Origin of the sequence: Erythrobacter sp. CCH5-A1 (assembly GCF_001557115.1) — a bacterium.
In the GTDB taxonomy this organism is placed as follows: Bacteria; Pseudomonadota; Alphaproteobacteria; order Sphingomonadales; family Sphingomonadaceae; genus Erythrobacter.
Genome location: NZ_LSKQ01000203.1, coordinates 25,325 through 43,070, shown reverse-complemented (window position 1 = coordinate 43,070; position 17,746 = coordinate 25,325). Strand labels below are relative to the sequence as shown.

13 protein-coding genes are annotated in these 17,746 nt (G+C 67.8%); 11 read left to right on the top strand and 2 right to left on the bottom strand.

Annotated features, from left to right (window positions below; all coding sequences use genetic code 11):
* The first annotated feature begins 48 nt into the window (after positions 1-48).
* Positions 49-1,443, top strand: coding sequence for a M20/M25/M40 family metallo-hydrolase (locus AX708_RS12460; RefSeq protein ID WP_066531181.1), 1,395 nt, complete (start codon positions 49-51; stop codon positions 1,441-1,443).
* Positions 1,440-2,717, top strand: coding sequence for an amidohydrolase family protein (locus AX708_RS12455; RefSeq protein ID WP_082745644.1), 1,278 nt, complete (start codon positions 1,440-1,442; stop codon positions 2,715-2,717). Before AX708_RS12460 ends, AX708_RS12455 begins: the two co-directional genes overlap by 4 nt.
* Here AX708_RS12455 and AX708_RS12450 read toward each other — a convergent pair.
* On the bottom strand, positions 2,714-4,165 hold the full coding sequence (locus AX708_RS12450; protein WP_066531179.1) for a DUF1501 domain-containing protein: 1,452 nt from the start codon (positions 4,163-4,165) through the stop codon (positions 2,714-2,716). The genes AX708_RS12455 and AX708_RS12450 overlap by 4 nt on opposite strands.
* 14 nt (positions 4,166-4,179) lie before the next feature.
* Positions 4,180-6,000, bottom strand: a complete 1,821-nt coding sequence (locus AX708_RS12445; RefSeq protein WP_066531178.1) for a DUF1800 family protein — start codon at positions 5,998-6,000, stop codon at positions 4,180-4,182.
* Positions 6,001-6,229: 229 nt separating this feature from the next.
* Between AX708_RS12445 and AX708_RS12440 the strand changes: the two genes are divergently transcribed.
* The 9 genes from AX708_RS12440 to AX708_RS12400 all read left to right on the top strand — a co-directional run bounded on the left by AX708_RS12440 (position 6,230) and on the right by AX708_RS12400 (position 17,704).
* Complete coding sequence (locus AX708_RS12440) at positions 6,230-7,417, top strand: acyl-CoA dehydrogenase family protein (protein ID WP_066531177.1); 1,188 nt, start codon at positions 6,230-6,232, stop codon at positions 7,415-7,417.
* 45 nt (positions 7,418-7,462) lie between these two features.
* Positions 7,463-11,014, top strand: coding sequence for a hydantoinase B/oxoprolinase family protein (locus tag AX708_RS12435; RefSeq protein WP_066531176.1), 3,552 nt, complete (start codon positions 7,463-7,465; stop codon positions 11,012-11,014).
* Positions 11,011-11,682 carry a DUF969 domain-containing protein gene (locus AX708_RS12430; protein WP_066531174.1) on the top strand — a complete coding sequence of 224 codons (672 nt, stop codon included), beginning with the start codon at positions 11,011-11,013 and terminating at the stop codon, positions 11,680-11,682. Before AX708_RS12435 ends, AX708_RS12430 begins: the two co-directional genes overlap by 4 nt.
* Positions 11,679-12,629 (top strand): DUF979 domain-containing protein, encoded by a 951-nt coding sequence (locus AX708_RS12425; protein ID WP_066531172.1) that lies wholly within the window; start codon positions 11,679-11,681, stop codon positions 12,627-12,629. The genes AX708_RS12430 and AX708_RS12425 overlap by 4 nt, the downstream gene beginning before the upstream one ends.
* Positions 12,620-13,606 (top strand): DUF2891 domain-containing protein, encoded by a 987-nt coding sequence (locus tag AX708_RS12420; RefSeq protein ID WP_066531171.1) that lies wholly within the window; start codon positions 12,620-12,622, stop codon positions 13,604-13,606. The genes AX708_RS12425 and AX708_RS12420 overlap by 10 nt, the downstream gene beginning before the upstream one ends.
* A 118-nt stretch (positions 13,607-13,724) precedes the next feature.
* Complete coding sequence (locus AX708_RS12415) at positions 13,725-15,248, top strand: wax ester/triacylglycerol synthase family O-acyltransferase (protein WP_082745643.1); 1,524 nt, start codon at positions 13,725-13,727, stop codon at positions 15,246-15,248.
* 35 nt (positions 15,249-15,283) lie between these two features.
* Entirely contained in the window at positions 15,284-16,096 is an 813-nt protein-coding gene (locus AX708_RS12410) for a triacylglycerol lipase (RefSeq protein ID WP_066531332.1), read from the top strand.
* Between the two features lie 64 nt (positions 16,097-16,160).
* Positions 16,161-16,775 carry a TetR/AcrR family transcriptional regulator gene (locus tag AX708_RS12405; RefSeq protein WP_197426174.1) on the top strand — a complete coding sequence of 205 codons (615 nt, stop codon included), beginning with the start codon at positions 16,161-16,163 and terminating at the stop codon, positions 16,773-16,775.
* Positions 16,775-17,704, top strand: coding sequence for a formylglycine-generating enzyme family protein (locus AX708_RS12400; RefSeq protein ID WP_066531168.1), 930 nt, complete (start codon positions 16,775-16,777; stop codon positions 17,702-17,704). Before AX708_RS12405 ends, AX708_RS12400 begins: the two co-directional genes overlap by 1 nt.
* The last annotated feature ends 42 nt before the right edge of the window (positions 17,705-17,746 follow it).

The window sequence follows — 17,746 nt, the reverse complement described above, 5'->3', positions numbered from 1 at the left end:
GACGATTGCCATAGCCTGCCCACCTTACGACCAACGGGGGACCTGTCGATGCGCGCCAAACTCTTGCTGTCCGGTCTTCTGGCGGCTGCCCTTTGCGGCCCGGCGCTGGCCCAGACGACCCCGGCCGAAAGGCAGGTCGTCGACCTCTCGAGCCAGGCCATCGCGCTGCGCTCGGTGCGGGGCGAGGGCAACCAGACCGGCAAGGTCGCCGAGCTCTTCCGCACGGCGCTGATCGATGCCGGCTGGAAGGCGGCCGAGATCGCAATCGTGCCCGTGGACGACACCGCCTATTTCATCGCCACCTGGAAGGGGAAGAACCCGGCATTAGGCCCCATCGTCATCTCCGCGCACATGGACGTGGTCGACGCCAAGCCCGAGGACTGGAAGCGCGATCCCTTCACGCCGGTGGTCGAGAACGGCTATCTCTACGGGCGCGGGGCGAGCGACACCAAATTCGATTCCGTGCAGGCGATGGTCGCGGTGATGGAGCTGCGCAAGGGGGGCTTCGTACCCGAACGCAGCATCGTGCTCGCCTTCTCGGGCGACGAGGAGACGACGATGATCACCTCCCGGATCATCGCCGAAAAGCTGAAGGGCGCCCGGCTGGTGCTCAATGTCGACGGCGCCTCGGGCGCGCTCGAAGAGGCAAGCGGCGAGCCCGCCTACTGGAGCTGGCAGGGCGCCGAGAAGACCTATGCCGATTTCGCGCTGGAAGTGACCAATCCGGGCGGCCACAGCTCGGCCCCGCGTGCCGAGAACGCCATCGTCCAGCTCTCGGGCGCGCTGACCCGGATCGGCGCGCATCACTTCACGCCGGAAGTGAACGACATCACCCGCGATTACTTCGTCAAGGCCGCCGATTTCGTCTCCGACCCGCTGCTCGCCTCGGCAATGCGGGCCTTCGCGAAGGACCCCGCCGACAAGGCCGCGATCGCGGTGCTGCGCGGCAACCCGGCCACGGTCGGCAAGATCGCGACGACCTGCGTGCCGACGATGGCAAGCGCCGGGCACGGGCTCAATGCCTTGCCCCAGCGCGCGACCGCTTTCGTCAACTGCCGCATCTTCCCCGGCCATTCTCCCGAAGAGGTGATGGCCGAGCTCAAGGCTGTCGCCGCCGAGCCGGCGCTGACCATCCGCCAGATCGATCCCGAATACACCACCGCCTCGCCCGCTTCCCCCTATGACGAGGTGTTCGTCGGGGCCGCTACGCGCGCCATCCGCGGCGCTTTCGGGGAGGTCCCCGTGATCGCCGCGCAATCTTCCGGCGCCTCGGATTCGATGTGGTACCGCGCGCTCGGCGTGCCCAGCTACGGAGCAAGCGGCACCTTCATGCGCGAAAGCGACGATTTCTCCCACGGCCTCGATGAACGCGTGCCGATCGGAAACATCGGCAAGAGCCTCGCATATTACCGGCTGCTGCTGACGGAGCTTTCCTCCAAGTGAGGACGGTCGCCGCCGCCGCCGCTCTGCTGGCGCTGGCCGCGCCGTCGCCTGTGCTCGCCGAGGGGCTCTACATCGCGGCAGGCCGGCTGCTCGATGTGAAAAGCGGCGAGATGCTGACCGGCCAGTGCATCCTCACCGACGGCGAGCGCATTGTGCGGATCGAGACCTGCGCCGCCATCCCCGAGGGCACGACGCGCGTGGACTGGTCAGCCTATACGGTGCTGCCCGGGCTTATCGATCTCCACACCCACCTCTCCGACACCGGCAGCAGCGCCGACCTGTCGGACCCGCTCAAAACCTCGCCGGTCGAAACGGTGCTGATCGGCGCGCGCAATGCGCGCCTGACGCTCGAGGCAGGCTTCACCACGGTGCGCGATGTCGGCACCTATCGCGGGCTCACCGACGTCGCCTTGCGCAACGCGATCGACAGGGGGCTGGTGCCGGGCCCGCGGATGTTCGTTGCCGGGGCCTATCTCACCCACCCGGGCGGCGGGGGCGAATTGAACGGGGTGGTCCCCAACGACCAGCTCCCCGCCGACATGCGTCTGGGCGTGCTCTCCAGCCCGGGGGAGGCCGCCGCGCGGGCGGCATACTTGTTCGATAACGGCGTCGATTTCCTCAAGCTGATGGCGACCGGCGCGGTGCTGGCGATCGGAACCGAGCCGGGCGAGCCCGAGCTGACCGAAGCCGAGATGCGCGCTGCCATCGAAGTGGCCAAGGCGCGCGGGTCCTTCGCCACCGCGCATGCCCACGGTGCCGAAGGGATCAAGGCCGCGATCCGCGCAGGCGTCCGCAGCATCGAGCACGCCAGCCTGATCGACGAAGAGGGCTTGCTGCTCGCGCGCGAAAAGGGCGTCTGGCTGGTGATGGACATTTATAACGGCGACTACATCGATACAGTCGGCAGCGCCGAGGGCTGGCCGGAAGAATATCTGCGCAAGAACCGCGAGACCACGCAGGTCCAGCGCGACGCTTTCCGCCGCGCGGTCGAATTGGGCGTGCCGCTCGCCTACGGCACCGATGCCGGAGTCTTTCCGCACGGCCTGAACGCGCGCCAGTTCCGCTACATGGTCGCGAACGGCATGACGCCGCTGCAGGCAATCTGGGCTGCGACCGTGAACGCGGCGCGGGTCCTTGGCCGCGATGCCGAACTGGGCCGGATCGCCCCCGGCTATCTCGCCGACATGATCGCGGTGGAGGGCAATCCGCTCGCCGAGATCGCCGTGCTGGAGCGCGTCTCAGCGGTCATCAAGGGGGCACAGATCGTCCGCTAGGGGCGCGCCGCCGAAAGGGTGGTCTGCGCCGGCTTCATGAAACCGAGATCGGGCGACGCAAAGCGGCCGATATTGGGCGCCACCGACGGCAGCTCGCTCGGCGCGACCCCGAACCAGAGGGCCAGCGTCGACGACAATTCGTCGACCGAGGTTGTCGGCAGCAGCCGGCCTTGCCCGACCTGGTCGGTGCTGGTCACCGAAACCTGCGGCGCGCGGCCGTAGAAGCGGCCGCCCTGCACCCCGCCGCCCACGATGAAGTGGTGCGCGCCCCAGCCATGGTCGGACCCGTCGCCGTTGGAGGACAGGGTGCGCCCGAAATCGGAGGCGGTGAAGGTGGTGACGTTGTTCGCAACGCCCAGCTCCACCGTTGCGCGGTAGAAGGCGTCCATCGCGAAATCGACCTGGCCGAGCAGCGCATCATGCGAGCCGATCAGTCCGTCATGGTGATCGAACCCGCCCAGCGATACCAGGAACACCTGGCGCGTCACCCCGAGGCTCTGGCGCGCGGCGATCAGGCGCGCCACGACGCGCAGTTGGTCGGCAAGGCGGTTGCCGGTTCCGAAGCTGGTGGTCAAATTCGCATTGGCGAGCGCGTTGTTGACGAAGGCGCCGTAGGTGATCGAGCGGTCGTTGACCCGTGCGTAATCGGCGGCAAAGACATTGCCCGATCCGCTGCGCAGCAAGGTGCCCAGCGCCTGCGAGGCAGCGGTCGAATTGAACAGCCGCCCGGTCTGAAGCGGATTGTAGAGCGTCGCCCCTAAGGGGGAGACCTGATAGGGCACGGCCGTCTGGCCGCTCAGGAACACCGCGTTGCCGGTGGCATTGATCGCGGTGAACATCGAATTGGTGTTCGAACTCAGCGCCAGATCGCCCATTCGCCCGCCCCATCCGGTGCGCGAACCTTCGGGCTGCGAGCTTTGCCAGGTCGATTGCTGGTCATTGTGCGAGAATAGCTTGGCCGGGCGCGGCACGCTGTTGGCGTCGTATTGCGCGCGGGTCAGCGGCTGGATCAGCGGGCCGACATTGAGCAGCGGCGCCATCGCCCCTTGATCGTAGAGCGCCTTGAGGCGCGGCATGGTCGGCGCGATCGCGTAGGTGATGTTGTCGGTGAGGGTCTGGCCCTGCGGCGGGCTCAGCACGGTATTGGCGAGCGCCGCGCGGGCGAGCGCGATGCCGTTTGCTGCTTCGGAACCCGTCGTGCCGCGAATCGTCTGGTAGCGCGCATAGTTGGCGCTGTCGTAGGGGATCAGCGTGTTGCCGTAATCGTTCCCGCCATAGAGGAACACGCAGACCAGCGCCTTGTAGCCGCCCGAATTGCTGAAGGCTGCCGCTTCGGCAAGGCCCGCAAGGTCCAGCGCATAGGAGGCCGCGCCCCCCATCATCGCCAGCTGGGCCGACCGCTTCAGAAACGCGCGCCGCTCGATCTCGATGCTCTTGCCGATGAACATGTCCCGCGTCCCCGTTATTTCTGGATCAGATAGTCGGTCGAGGCGAGGATCAGGGCGACCCCGATCTGCACCCGCCGCCGCTTTTCGGCATCGCTCGAGGTCGCGGTGATGGCCACGTCCTCCATCGCCGCGCGGATGGTATCGCGCGCAGCCGTACTGAGCTGGCGGCCGGTCAGCAAAAGATCGAGCCGGTCGAGCAGGGCGGCTGAGTCCTGCGCAATGGCGATTTCGGCGGAGTAGTCCATCGTGATATCGCTGAACCGGGTGCCGGCCACGGCGCGTTCGAGGAAGTTGATGTAGCCAGCCGTCGAGGTTTCGTTGACCAGCTGGAATTCCGGCGCGAGCAGGCTCCGATTGGCGATTTCAGTGTTGGCGGGAAAGTAGCCCGGGCGGAAGAAGTTGAACACAGAGGGCGAGCGCAGCGGGCTCTGGCCAAGCGCACCGGCGGGATCGGTGAGGTCGCCGATCAGCCAGTTGCCGCTGGTCGACCGCGCCCCGAAGGTCCTCGCCAGCTGCACGAAGCGCAGTACCGGTTCGCGCAGCTTGCCGAAATTGGCATTGCTGACGTTGGCCGGGTCGAGCGCCTCGTCGTCGGTGAGGATCGCCTTGAACACTGCCGCCAGATCGCCGCGACGCCCTTGCCCGTTGTTGGCGAACACCGCCGCCACCCGCCCGACATAGGCCGGCGAGGGATTGCTGGTGACCAACCGCTGGATCATCTGCTTGGCGAAGAACGGCCCGACATTGGCGTGGTTGAACAGATGGTCGAGCGCCAGCCGCAGGCTTTCGGCCGCGCTGGTGTTGGCGGGGATGGTGAGGCCGAGGAAGGTCTTGGCCTCGGGCGAATGGAAACCGGTAGTCCGTGCCGGCACCCACCGGGTGGGGTCCGCCGTCATCGCCCGGCGGGTGTAGGCCGGGTCGATGATCTGCCGCGTGCCGCCGACTTCGGTGGTGAAGGTGAGCCCGGCGAGGTCGAAGTCATAGCCGGTGAACACCCGCGCCAGATTGCTCACGTCGGCGCTGATATAGGTCTCGATCGGGTTGCTGCCGTTGAGCCGCAGCGTACCGTCCTGGTTGAGCTCGAACAGGCCGATGGTGAACAGCTGCATCACCTCGCGCGCATAGTTTTCGTCCGGCACCCGGCCCGAGCTGTCGGCGCGGCGGTTGCCGCGGGTGTTGAGGAACACGCCCATCGCCGGGTTGAGCGTGATGTCCTGCAGGAGATCACGAAAATTGCCGAAGGCGCGGGCGTTGAGCGTGTCCCAATAGGCAGCGATCCCGGGGGCACGCCACACCATGTCGATGCCGGTCAGCGAGACGACGAAGAACTCGGACAGGGCAAAGGCGATGCGCTTGCGCACCGCATTGCCGCCCGTCAGCAGCTGCGACCAGATCATGTAGTCGCCGGTGATGGTGCCGTTGTAGAACTGGGCGGCGGTCACCTGGTCGAACCCGCGTGCCGACAGGAATTCGGCGCCGGTCTGGTCGTTGTTCGCGGCGAACTGGCGGTCGAGCCACGGCCCGTAGCCTTCGCTGCGCAGTTCGGTGATCGCGCCGGTCGAGACCGAGAGCGAGGCCTGGAGGAGAAACCGCGCGGCCTCGGCATCGTTCTGGGGTTTGCGCACAGTGGCAACCGGCGGACCGCCGCCGCCGGTGCCGCCGCCTCCGCCACCGCCGGAGCCGCCCCCGCCGCAGGCTGCGGCCGCAAGAGCCAGCGCGCTCGCCGCTACAGGCCTGATGCCGGGAAGGGAAGGTTCCGGAGTCGCCTCCGGCTGCGGGCTCTCCGCGTGCTCGGTAGCTGGCATGGCATTTTCGTCATCGCCCGGACGGTACATCGCTGCGCTCCCCGTTTTGTGCCCCAACGCGGCAGAACTGGCTTACCCTTCGTTGATGTCGGATTAAATTTCATCCTTCCGCTCAAAGCAATCCGCATTAACCTCGCGGGCGTGGCGGACAGGCTGCCCGCCCCAAATCACTAGGCGCGTCGGACGCTCGGCCTTGGCATGGTGTGCCGCTACCTGCATGAGCGCGGCACAGAGCATTACGAGGGGGGAGAGTACACGCATGACGATCAGCACCGAAGCGCTGGAGATGGCCGCGCGGGTCGAAGCATTCGTGCGGGAGCGGATTTTTCCCTACGAGCAGGACCCGCGCCGCGACCACCACGGTGCGCCGACTGACGAACTGGTGATGGAAATGCGCGAGCTGGCGCGCGCGGCCGGTGTGCTCACCCCGCACATTCGCCCCGATGGCAGCCATTTCAACCAGCGCGAGACGGCCGTCATCCTCATCAAGTCGGGCCTGACGCCCTTGGGGATGCTGGCCTGCAACACCCAGGCCCCGGACGAGGGCAACATGTACCTGATCGGCAAGGTCGGCAGCCCCGATCTGAAGGAGCGTTTCCTGACGCCGCTGGTCTCGGGCCGGGCGCGCTCGGCTTTCTTCATGACCGAGCCCGCTGACTTGAACGGCGCGGGCGCCGACCCTTCGATGATGATCACCACCTGCCGCAAGGACGGCAACCATTGGGTGGTGAACGGCAGGAAGTGCTTCATCACCGGGGCAGAGGGCGCCAAGGTCGGGATCGTGATGGCGAAGTCCGAAGACCCCGACAGTGCGGGCGGGGCCTGCATGTTCCTCGTCGACCTGCCCGATCCCGCCATTCAGATCACCGGCGTTCCCAACACCATCGACAGCTCGATGCCCGGCAGCCACGCCGAGATTACCATCGACAACCTGCGCATCCCCGCCGATCAGATGCTGGGCGATGCGGGGGAGGGGTTCAAATATGCCCAGATCCGCCTCAGTCCGGCGCGCCTGTCGCACTGCATGCGCTGGCTCGGCGGCTGCATCCGCGCGCAGGAGATCGCGACCGATTACGCCAACCGCCGCTTGGCCTTCGGCAAGCCCCTGATCGACCACGAGGGCGTGGGCTTCATGCTCGCCGAGAACATGATCGACCTGAAGCAGTGCGAACTGATGATCGACTGGTGCGCGGGTGTGCTCGACACGGGATCGCTCGGCACGGCCGAAAGCTCTATGACAAAGGTCGCCGTGTCCGAGGCGCTGATGCGGGTCGCCGACAAATGCGTGCAGGTGATGGGCGGCACGGGCGTGACCGACAAGACCATCGTCGAGACGATGTTCCGCGAAATCCGCGCCTTCCGCATCTATGACGGGCCGACCGAGGTCCACAAGTGGAGCCTCGCCAAGAAGCTGCGGCGCGACTGGAAGGCGGCGCACGGGGCATAGCAGCGCGGTTGCTTTGTCGCGCGCGCTGGACGACACAGGGGCCGCATGAGTGTGGCACAATCTCCGGCATGGCGCTTCGCGGTCGATCGCGGCGGGACCTTCACCGATGTCGTCGCCACCACGCCCGATGGCCGCGTGGTCACCGCCAAGCTCCTCTCCGAGAACCCCGGCCACTATGCCGACGCCGCCAGCGAGGCGGTGCGGCGGCTGATGGCGGAGCATGGTGAGGCTCCCATCGCCGAGCTCAGGATCGGCACCACGGTCGCCACCAATGCGTTGCTGGAGCGCAAGGGCGAGCGGCTGGCGCTGGCGATCACGCGCGGCTTTGGCGATGCGCTCAGGATCGGCACACAGGCGCGGCCCCAGATCTTTGCGCGCCATATCGTGCTGCCCGAACAGCTTTCCGAAAAAGTCATCGAGATCGAGGAGCGCGTGGCCGTGGATGGCAGCGTGCTTCGGCCTCTGGACGAAGACGCCGCCCGCGCAGACTTCAGGCAGCTTCGCGCCGAGGGCTTCGATGCGCTCGCCATCGTGCTGATGCACGGCTGGCAGCACCGCGCGCATGAGGCGCGGCTCGCCGCCATCGCGCGCGATATCGGCTTCGCGCAGGTCAGCGTCAGCCACGAGGTCGCCCCGCTGATCCGCATGATCCCGCGCGGGGATACGACGGTGGTGGACGCCTATCTCTCCCCCGTCTTGCGCCGCTACACCAACCAGCTCGCCGCGAGCCTTCCGGCGACGGGTGCGCTGAGATTCATGCAATCGAACGGCGGGCTTGCCGAGGTCGGCGCGTTTCGGGGTAAGGACGCAATCCTCTCCGGCCCGGCGGGCGGCGTTGTCGGGATGGTCGCGGCCTCAACGCCGCTCGGCCACACGCGGCTGATCGGGTTCGACATGGGTGGGACCAGCACCGATGTCGCGCATTACGCGGGCGAAGTGGAACTGACCGGCGACAGCGTGGTTGCAGGCGTCAGGGTCGCCGCGCCGATGATGCAGATACACACCGTCGCGGCGGGCGGCGGCTCGATCTGCCGCTTCGATGGGTCGCGCTTCCGCGTCGGTCCCGGGAGCGCGGGGGCGGACCCCGGTCCTGCCTGTTATCGCAAGGGCGGGCCGCTGACGGTGACCGACTGCAACCTGTTCCTCGAAAGGATTGACCCGGCGTTCTTCCCTGCCGTGTTCGGCCCCGATGGCGATGAGCCGCTCGACGCCGAAGCCGCGCGCGCAAGGCTGGGCGAGGTGGCCGCCGCGCTGCCCGAGCCGCGCCCGCTCGAAGACATTGCCGAGGGCTTCCTCGCCATCGCCGTCGACAACATGGCTGCGGCAATCCGCAAGATTTCGGTCGCGCGCGGGCACGACGTGACGACCTATGCGCTCGCCTGCTTCGGCGGGGCAGGTGGCCAGCATGCCTGCCGCGTGGCCGATGCGCTGGGGATGGAGACCGTGCTGGTCCACCCGCTCGCGGGGATGCTCTCGGCCTATGGCATCGGTCTTGCGCCGGTGAAGGCCATCCGCGAGGTCAGCTTGCTACGCCCGCTGGGAGAGAGCTTCGCCGAGGAACGCGCCGCACTCGAAGCGCAGGCGCGGGGCGACCTGCTCGCGCAGAGCATCCCCGCCGAGGCGATCTGCCTCGCCCCCGCCGCCCGCCTGCGCTTTGCAGGGAGCGACAGCCTGCTCACGATCCCCTGCGGCGACCCGCAGGGCATGGACGCCGCCTTCCGCCGCCTGCACCGCGAGCGCTTCGGCTATTCCGATGCCGAAGGCGCGATCATCGTCGAGGCTTTGAGTGTTGAGGCGCTTGGGCAGGCAGGCGGGCTCGCCGCTGTGATGCCAGAGCCGGTCGCCCTCCCGGGCGAGGCTTCGGGCCGCTGGCCGACCGTGACCCGCGCAGCCATGCGTGTCGGCGAGCGCGTCTCCGGCCCGGCGCTGGTGATCGACCCGGGCTCGACGACGGTGGTCGAGGCGGGCTGGCAAGCGCGGCTGGCGGAGGAGGGCAGCCTGATCCTCACCCGCACTGCTCCGCTTCAGCGCAAGCGTGCGGCAGGTACAACCGCCGATCCGGTGCGGCTCGAGATCTTCAACAACCTCTTCATGGCGATCGCCGAGGAAATGGGCGTGGTGCTGCAATCGACCGCGACCTCGGTGAACATCAAGGAGCGGCTCGATTTCTCCTGCGCGCTGTTCGACGCGGGCGGCGCACTGATCGCCAATGCACCGCATATCCCGGTGCATCTGGGGAGCATGGGCGACTCCATCGCGCGAGTGATCGAAGCCAGAGGCAAGGGCCGCGACGGGAGGGGCTTCCAGCGGGGCGATGCCTATGTCCTCAACGATCCCTATCGCGGCGGGACGCACCTGCCAGACATCACGGTGATCGTGCCCGTCTTCTACTCCCCCGAGGGTGCCGAGCCCGACGCCTTCGTCGCCGCGCGTGGGCACCATGCCGATATCGGCGGGATTGCGCCCGGATCGATGCCGCCCGAAAGCCGCACCATCGCAGAAGAGGGCGTGCTGCTCGACAATGTGCTGCTGGTGGACGAAGGGCGCTTTTGCGAGGCGGAATTGCGCGCGGCGCTAGCGGCGGCTGCATATCCCGCACGCAACCCCGACCGCAATCTCTCCGACCTGCGTGCACAGCTTGCCGCCTGCACGCGCGGCGCGGAGCTGCTGGCGGGCGCGGCGCGCGAGCATGGTTCCGATGTGCTCGCTGCCTACATGGGCCACGTCCTGGCCAATGCCGAGGAAAGCGTGCGCCGGCTGATCGGCGGGCTGGAGGACGGCGGCTTCGCCTATCCGATGGACAACAGCGCGGTGGTGCAGGTGGCAATCCGGATCGACCGCGAGAGCCGCTCGGCGGTGTTCGACTTCACCGGCACGAGCGACCAGCTGCCCGATAACTTCAACGCCCCGCGTTCAATCACCCGCGCCGCCGCGCTCTATGTGCTGCGCACGCTGATCGACGATGCGATCCCGATGAACGACGGGTGCCTCAGGCCCGTCACGCTGATCGTGCCGGAGGGCTCGATGCTGAACCCCCGCCCCGGCGCGGCGGTGGTGGCGGGGAATGTCGAGACTTCGCAAGTGGTGACCGACGCGCTGTTCGCCGCCACGGGCCGCCTAGCGCCTTCACAGGGGACGATGAACAACTTCACCTTCGGCAACGAAGCGCACCAATATTACGAGACGGTCTGCGGCGGCTCGGGCGCGGGGCCGGATCACCCGGGCACCAGCGCGGTGCAGACCCACATGACCAACAGCCGCCTCACTGATCCCGAAATTCTCGAGACGCGCCTGCCGGTGCGGCTGGAGGAATTTTCGATCCGGCATGGGTCAGGCGGGGCCGGGCGGCAGCGCGGCGGCGAAGGGGTGGTGCGCCGCGTGACCTTCCTCGAGCCGATGCGCGCGAACATGCTCGCGAACCGCCGCAAGGTGCCCCCGCGCGGTCTCGCGGGCGGGGGCGATGCGCTCCCCGGACAGAACTGGGTCGAACGCGCCGATGGCACGGTCGAACATCTCGGAGCGACTGGCTCGGCCGAAATGCAGCCGGGCGACAGTTTCGTGATCCTGACACCCGGAGGAGGGGGCTTCGGCCAATGAACTACTGGCCGCTGGCGGGGATCGCCATCGTTGTCCTGGGCTTTGCCCTGCGCTTCAATCCGCTGCTGGTGGTGGTCAGCGCCGCGCTGGCGACCGGCGTGCTGGCGGGGCTCGATCTCCTCGCAGTGATCGAGGCGCTCGGCAGAGCCTTCAACGACAACCGGTACATCTCGGTCACGTGGATCATCCTGCCCGTGATCGGCCTGCTTGAGCGCTACGGCCTCCAGCAGCGCGCCCGCAGCCTTATCGAGGGGATGCGCGGGGCGACGATGGGCCGGCTGCTGGTCGCCTATCTCGCTTTCCGCCAACTGGCCTCGGCGTTTGGGATGAAGGACATAGGCGGGCACGCGCAGGCCGTGCGCCCGCTGGTCGCGCCGATGGCCGAGGCGGCGGCGGTCAAGACCCATGGCGACCTCGACAATGCCGCCCGCGACGAAGTCAAGGCGATGGCGGCAGCGACCGACAATGTCGGGCTGTTCTTCGGCGAGGACATCTTCTTCGCCATTGCCTCGATCCTGCTGATCCAGGGCGTGTTCGAGGCGGCTGGCTATCCGCTGACGCCGCTCGAACTCTCGGTCTGGGCGATCCCGACCGCGATTGCCGCCTTTGCCATCCATGCGTGGCGGGTGCTGGCCTTCGACCGGCGGCTGGGGAGGGCGGGCCAATGATCACCTACGACTGGCTCTATGTCCTCGCGGGGGCGGCCTTCGCGGTCTGGGCGGGGCTTTCGGCCAAGGACGGACGCTGGGGTAACGCCGCCTTCTGGGCGCTGCTGGCGGCGAGCTTCTTCTTCGGCAGCTACCTGTCCGACTTCGCCAATGGCGTGCTGGTGCTCGCGTTGGTAGCGATTGCCGGGCTCGGCGGGCTCAAGCGCAGCGATCCACCGACCACCTCGCCCGAGGAGAGGCGGGCGCTGGCCGCGCGGCTCGGCAACCGCCTGTTCCTCCCCGCGCTGGTCGTGCCGCTGACGGCGGTCGCGGGGACGCTGCTCTATAACTACACCCCGCTGGGCGAGACCGGCCTGTTCGAGGCAAGGCGCGAGACGCTGATCCTGTTCGGCATCGGCGTGCTCGCTGCGTTGGTCGGCGCGATGGCCTGGCTCCGCCCGCCGCTGATGGCACCCGCTGAGGAGGGCCGCCGCCTGATCGATTCCATCGGCTGGGCGGCAATCCTGCCGCAGATGCTCGCCGCCCTTGGCGCGGTCTTCGCAGCTGCCGGGGTGGGCGACATCATCGGCGGCGTGGCGCGCGGGGTGATCCCCGAAGGCAGCGTGTTCCTTACCGTCGTCGTCTTCGCGGCGGGCATGGCGCTTTTCACGATGATCATGGGCAACGCCTTTGCCGCCTTCCCGGTGATGGCGACCGCGATCGGCATTCCGCTGCTGATCCAGACCTACGGCGGCAACCCCGCCGTGATCGGAGCGGTGGGGATGCTGGCAGGCTTCTGCGGCACGCTGCTCACCCCGATGGCGGCCAATTTCAACATCGTGCCCGCCGCGTTGCTCGAACTCAAAGACCAGAACGCGGTGATCCGCCAGCAGGTGGGAACAGCAGTGCCGCTGTGGGCGGTCAACGTGTTCATCATCTATGCGGGAGCCTTCCTGCTGTGGAACTGACCGAGGGTACCGCCCGCAACTTTGCCCGCGTGGCGCTTGGCCATGTGACGCGGGCCTTCCCGTACAAGGACGACCACGTTTTCTCCGGGCCGGACGACTTGCGACTGCCGCAGATCGCGCACCCGGTGTTCTTCGGCAGCTTCGACTGGCATTCCTGCGTCCACGGCTGGTGGACCCTGCTGACGCTGCGACGGCTGTTTCCCGACATGCCCGAGGCTGTGCAGATCGCGGCGCTGGCAGAGACGACCTTCACGCCCGAGAAGCTGGCGACCGAGCTCGCCTATCTCGAACGCCCCTCGGCGCGCGGGTTCGAGCGGCCCTATGGCTGGGGCTGGCTGATGTATCTGCACCACGAGGCCGCGCGGCATGGGGATCAAGAATGGGGCGCGCAGCTCGAACCGCTCGCTCGCGCCTTCGCGTCGCGGTTTCGCGATTACCTAGGCATCCTCACCTATCCCATCACCGTCGGCACCCACTTCAACACCGCCTTCGCGCTGGTGCTGGCGCGGCGCTGGGCCCTCGCCCGCGACCCTGGTCTCGTTATCCTGATCGACGACTGGGCAAGCCGCGCCTTCGCCCACCGCCGCGATTATGCCGGGTGGGAGCCGGGCGGGGACGAATTCCTCTCCCCCGTCCTCACCGCTGCGCTGTTGATGAGCGAAGTCACCCCGCACCTCGTCTTCGCGCCGTGGTTCGAGGCGCTGGTCGAAGCCAACGGCTGGCTCGCGCGCGAATGCCGTCCCGTCACGGTCTCCGACCGCACCGACGGCAAGATCGCGCATCTCGACGGGCTGAACCTCAGCCGCGCCTGGTGCCTGCGCGACATCGCCCGGGCGTTGGGCCGGACCGATCCGCAAGACTCCTTGCAGCGCCTCGCGGAAGAGCACCTCGCCGCCGCGCTCCCCCATGTCGCGGGCGACTACATGGGCGAACACTGGCTCGCTAGCTTCGCCCTGCTGGCGCTGTTGCGCCCCTAGCGGAAGCTGTTGACGGAGGCGGCAAGTTGACCGCGCCCCGGGGTCTGTTAGCCTCTCGCGCAACAAACACCCACAAAAGGGTGGCAATGGGGAGAGAACCTTGCGCCAATTGCAGGGAATGGACGCGTCCTTCGTGGCGCTCGAGACGCGCAATTCGCCGATGCACATCGGCTCGATCCTCATCTACAATCCCGAAACCGCGCCCGGCCAGTTCGTGCGCTTCAAAGACATTCTGGGCTTCATCGGTGCGCGCGCGCAGCTGAGCCGCACCATGCGCCAGCGGCTGGTGCGGGTGCCGTTCGATCTCGACTATCCCTACTGGGTCGAGGACCCTGACTTCGATCTCGAATATCACGTCCGCCACGTCGCGCTGCCGCGTCCGGGGGACTGGCGGCAGCTGTGCATTCAGGCGGCACGGATCTTTGCGCGGCCCTTGGATCTTGACCGCCCGCCGTGGGAGTTCACCGTGGTCGAGGGGCTCGACAACATCCCCGGGGTCGCGCCCGGCAGCTTCGCGATGGTCACGAAGGTCCACCACGCCGCGATCGACGGGATGAGCGGGATCGACCTGATGGAGGCGCTCCACACCCTGCGCCCCGGCGATCCGCCCCCGAACCAGCCCGACACCTGGAAGCCCGAGCGCATCCCCAACCCCATCGAACTGCTCGGCAAGAGCTACCTCAACGCGGTCACCAATCCGCTGAAGCAGCTCGAGGTCGCCGCCAAGGCCGCGCCGGGGCTGGCGAAGGCGATCAAGGGCCTGGTGGTCAAGGACTTCACTGTCAGCGCCGACATGCTCGCGCCGAAATCGCGCTTCAACCGCAAGATCAGCCCGCACCGCGTGGTTGAGGGGAGAAGCTTCAAGCTCGCCGACATCAAGGCGATCCGCGCGCTGGCGGAAGGGGCGAAGGTTAATGACGTGTTCCTCGCCATCATCGGCGGGGCGATGCGCAAATACCTCCTCGCCAAGGACGACCTGCCCAAGAAGACGCTGACCGCGATGGCCCCGATCTCGGTGCGATCGAGCGGCGAGAAGGGTGACATGGGCAATCAGGTCGCCGCCATGATCGCGCCGCTCGGCACGCATATCGAGGACCCTGCCGAGCGCCTCGCCTTCGTCTTCTCGCAGACCGCCAATTCCAAGGCCATGTCCGACGCCATCGGCGCGCGCAACATGACCGAGATGAGCAAGGTCAGCCCTGCGCTGTTCATGGCGCTGGGCGCGCAGCTCTACACCCGCCTCGGCCTCGCCAATCGCGGGGTCGCGCCGCCGTTCACGACCGTAGTGACCAACGTACCCGGCCCGCCGGTGCCGATCCACTTCACCGGCGCGCGGCTCGAAAGCATGATGGGGCTCCTGTGCCTCACCGACGGCCTCGGCCTCGGCCACGTGGTGCAAAGCTACTGCGACGAGGCGACCATCGCCTTCACTGCCGACCGCGAATTGCTCCCCGATCCCGATTTCTACGTGAAGTGCATCGAGGATAGTTTCTCCGAGCTGCTTGCTGCTATCAAGGCTGCCGCCGCGCCGAAACCTGCGGCCAAGGCGAAACCCGCGCTCAAGGCAAAGCCCGCTCCCAAGGCCAAACCGGCGTCAAGGCCCAAGCCGGCACGTGCCGCTGCAAAAGCCAAGCCTGCATGACCGGCCGCAAGACCGAACCCGAAAAGGATAACACCATGGCCGCATCGGCAACCCTCGCCGCCCCGCGCAAATCTGCCGAGTTCCAGCCGGTCGCCAAGCCGCCGCACCGCTTCTGGACGCTCGTCGAAGGGCGCGCGATGTTCGAACTTGGCGCCTTCTACATGAGCCGCCCGTTCCTGTCCGCTCTGCCCAAGGGTGACGGGCACGCGGTGCAGGTGCTGCCCGGCTTCATGGCCAGCAACACCTCGACCAGCCCGATGCGGCGCCTGCTGCGGGATCTGGGTTACGACGCGCATGGCTGGAACAGCGGGCGCAATGTCCGGGTCGACAATGCGCTGATCAAGCGGCTGGAAACCCAGCTCCAGCGCCTCAATGACGATACGGGTCGCAAGGTCTCGCTGGTGGGCTGGAGCCTCGGCGGGGTGCTGGCGCGCGAGCTTGCCAAGCTGCACCCGGATCGGGTGCGGCTGGTAATCAGCCTCGGTAGCCCGATCTCGGACGACCGCAACCACACCAGCGCCGCGCGTCTGTTCGAGATGCTCAACGGCAAGGAGCCCGAGGCGATGCAGGGCGGGCGCTTTCGCGCGCTGGGCGAGGCGCCGCCTGTGCCGACCACCTCGATCTTCACCAAGACCGATGGCATCGTGCACTGGCGCGGATCGGTGCAGCAGCCCGGCCCGACGCTGACCGAGAATATCGAGGTCTATGCCAGCCATTGCGGGCTCGGGGTCAATCCGGCCGTGATGATGGCGATTGCCGACCGGCTGGCCCAGCCCGAAGGCACGTGGGCGCCGTTCGAGCCGCCGCTCGTCGCGCATTGGTTATTCCCGCGCACCGCCCTCGAATGAGCACTCCCCGCGCATTCGAGCGCAGAATTGACAGCACGAGTGCCAAATTCTAATCTAACTGGCTATGGCACTTCCGGACGTCACGCGCACCCCGCCTGCCATCGTTTCGGACGGCCGCCGCGCGCGCAGCCGGTCGAGCCGGGCGAAGATCGTTTCGGCGATGCTCGATCTGGTCGCCGGCGGCGATGTCAGTCCGAGCGCTGCGCAGGTCGCCGAGGTGGCCGGCGTAGGTCTGCGTTCGGTATTCCGCCATTTCCGCGACATGGATGCGCTCTACCGCGAGATGGCCGAGGCGATCGAGAGCCAGATCCTCCCGATCCTGATGCGCCCGCCCGAGGGGGCGACCTGGCAGCAGCGCCTGTTTGACATTGCCGACCGGCGCGCGGCGATCTTCGAGACGATCATGCCCTACCGCATCTCGGCCAATGTCCGGCGCTTCGACTCCGCCTTCCTGATGGAGGGATACCGCCGCCAGCTGCGGCTGGAGAGCGAGGCGCTGGCGGCGTATCTCCCGCAAGCGGTGCGCGCCGATGCCGAAGGGGCGCGGGGCCTCAACGTGATCCTCAGCTTCTCCACCTGGCGGCTGCTGCGTCATGACCAGAACCTCGCCCCGCAGGAGGCGGCGGCGGTGGTGCGGCGGATGTTGGACGATGCTTTGGCGCGCTGGCCGCAAGGGTGATGGCGCGCTGGCTGGCACTCCTCTTCGCCTGCGCGCTGCTCGCCGCGTGTGGCGCAGCCGAGGCCCCTGACGCTCCCGGGTCGAGCACCTGCAAGGGGCTTGCGGACGACGCGATGGTCTGGATCCCGGGCGGCTCCTTCACCATGGGCGAAGACCCGAATTACCCCGAGGAAGGCCCCCCGCGCGCGGTCAAGGTCGAGGGCTTCTGGATGGATGCGCACGAGGTCACCAATGCCCAGTTCGCCGCCTTCGTCGCGGCGACGGGCTATGTCACCTTGGCCGAGCGGACCCCGCCCGCGCTTCCCGGCGCCCCGCCCGAGATGATGCGCCCCGGCTCGGCCGTGTTCCGCGTGCCGACGCCCGAGAACCGCGCATGGTGGCGCTGGGCGGTCGGCGCGCAGTGGCGCAGGCCGACTGGCGAAGGATCGGCGATCACCGGGCAGGAGCGTCACCCGGTCGTCCAGATCGCCTACGAGGACGCGGCGGCCTACGCCAAGTGGGCGGGCAAGCAGCTCCCCGATGAGGCGCAGTGGGAATATGCCGCCCGCGCCGGCGCCCGTGCTTTGCCCGAGCCGGTGGACGGCGAGGGCGACCCGCAGGCGAATTACTATCAGGGTGTGTTCCCGGCCAAAGACCTTGGTGAGGATGGTTTCACGGGGCGCGCTCCCGTCGGGTGCTTTGCCGCCAACGCCTTCGGCCTCCACGACATGATCGGCAATGTCTGGGAATGGACCAGCACGGCGGGCGAGCGCGCAGACGCTGCCGAGCCGGTCGGCGTGATCAAGGGCGGCTCGTTCCTGTGCGCGGCCAATTACTGCGCCCGCTACCGCCCCGCGGCGCGCCAGTTTCAGGAGCGTGGGCTGGGCACCGACCACATCGGCTTCCGCCTGATCGACACGCGCCGCCCACCGCCGTCTTCCGAGGATTGACGCGCAGCGCCACTAATGACATTCCTAATGCCAAAAGAGGGG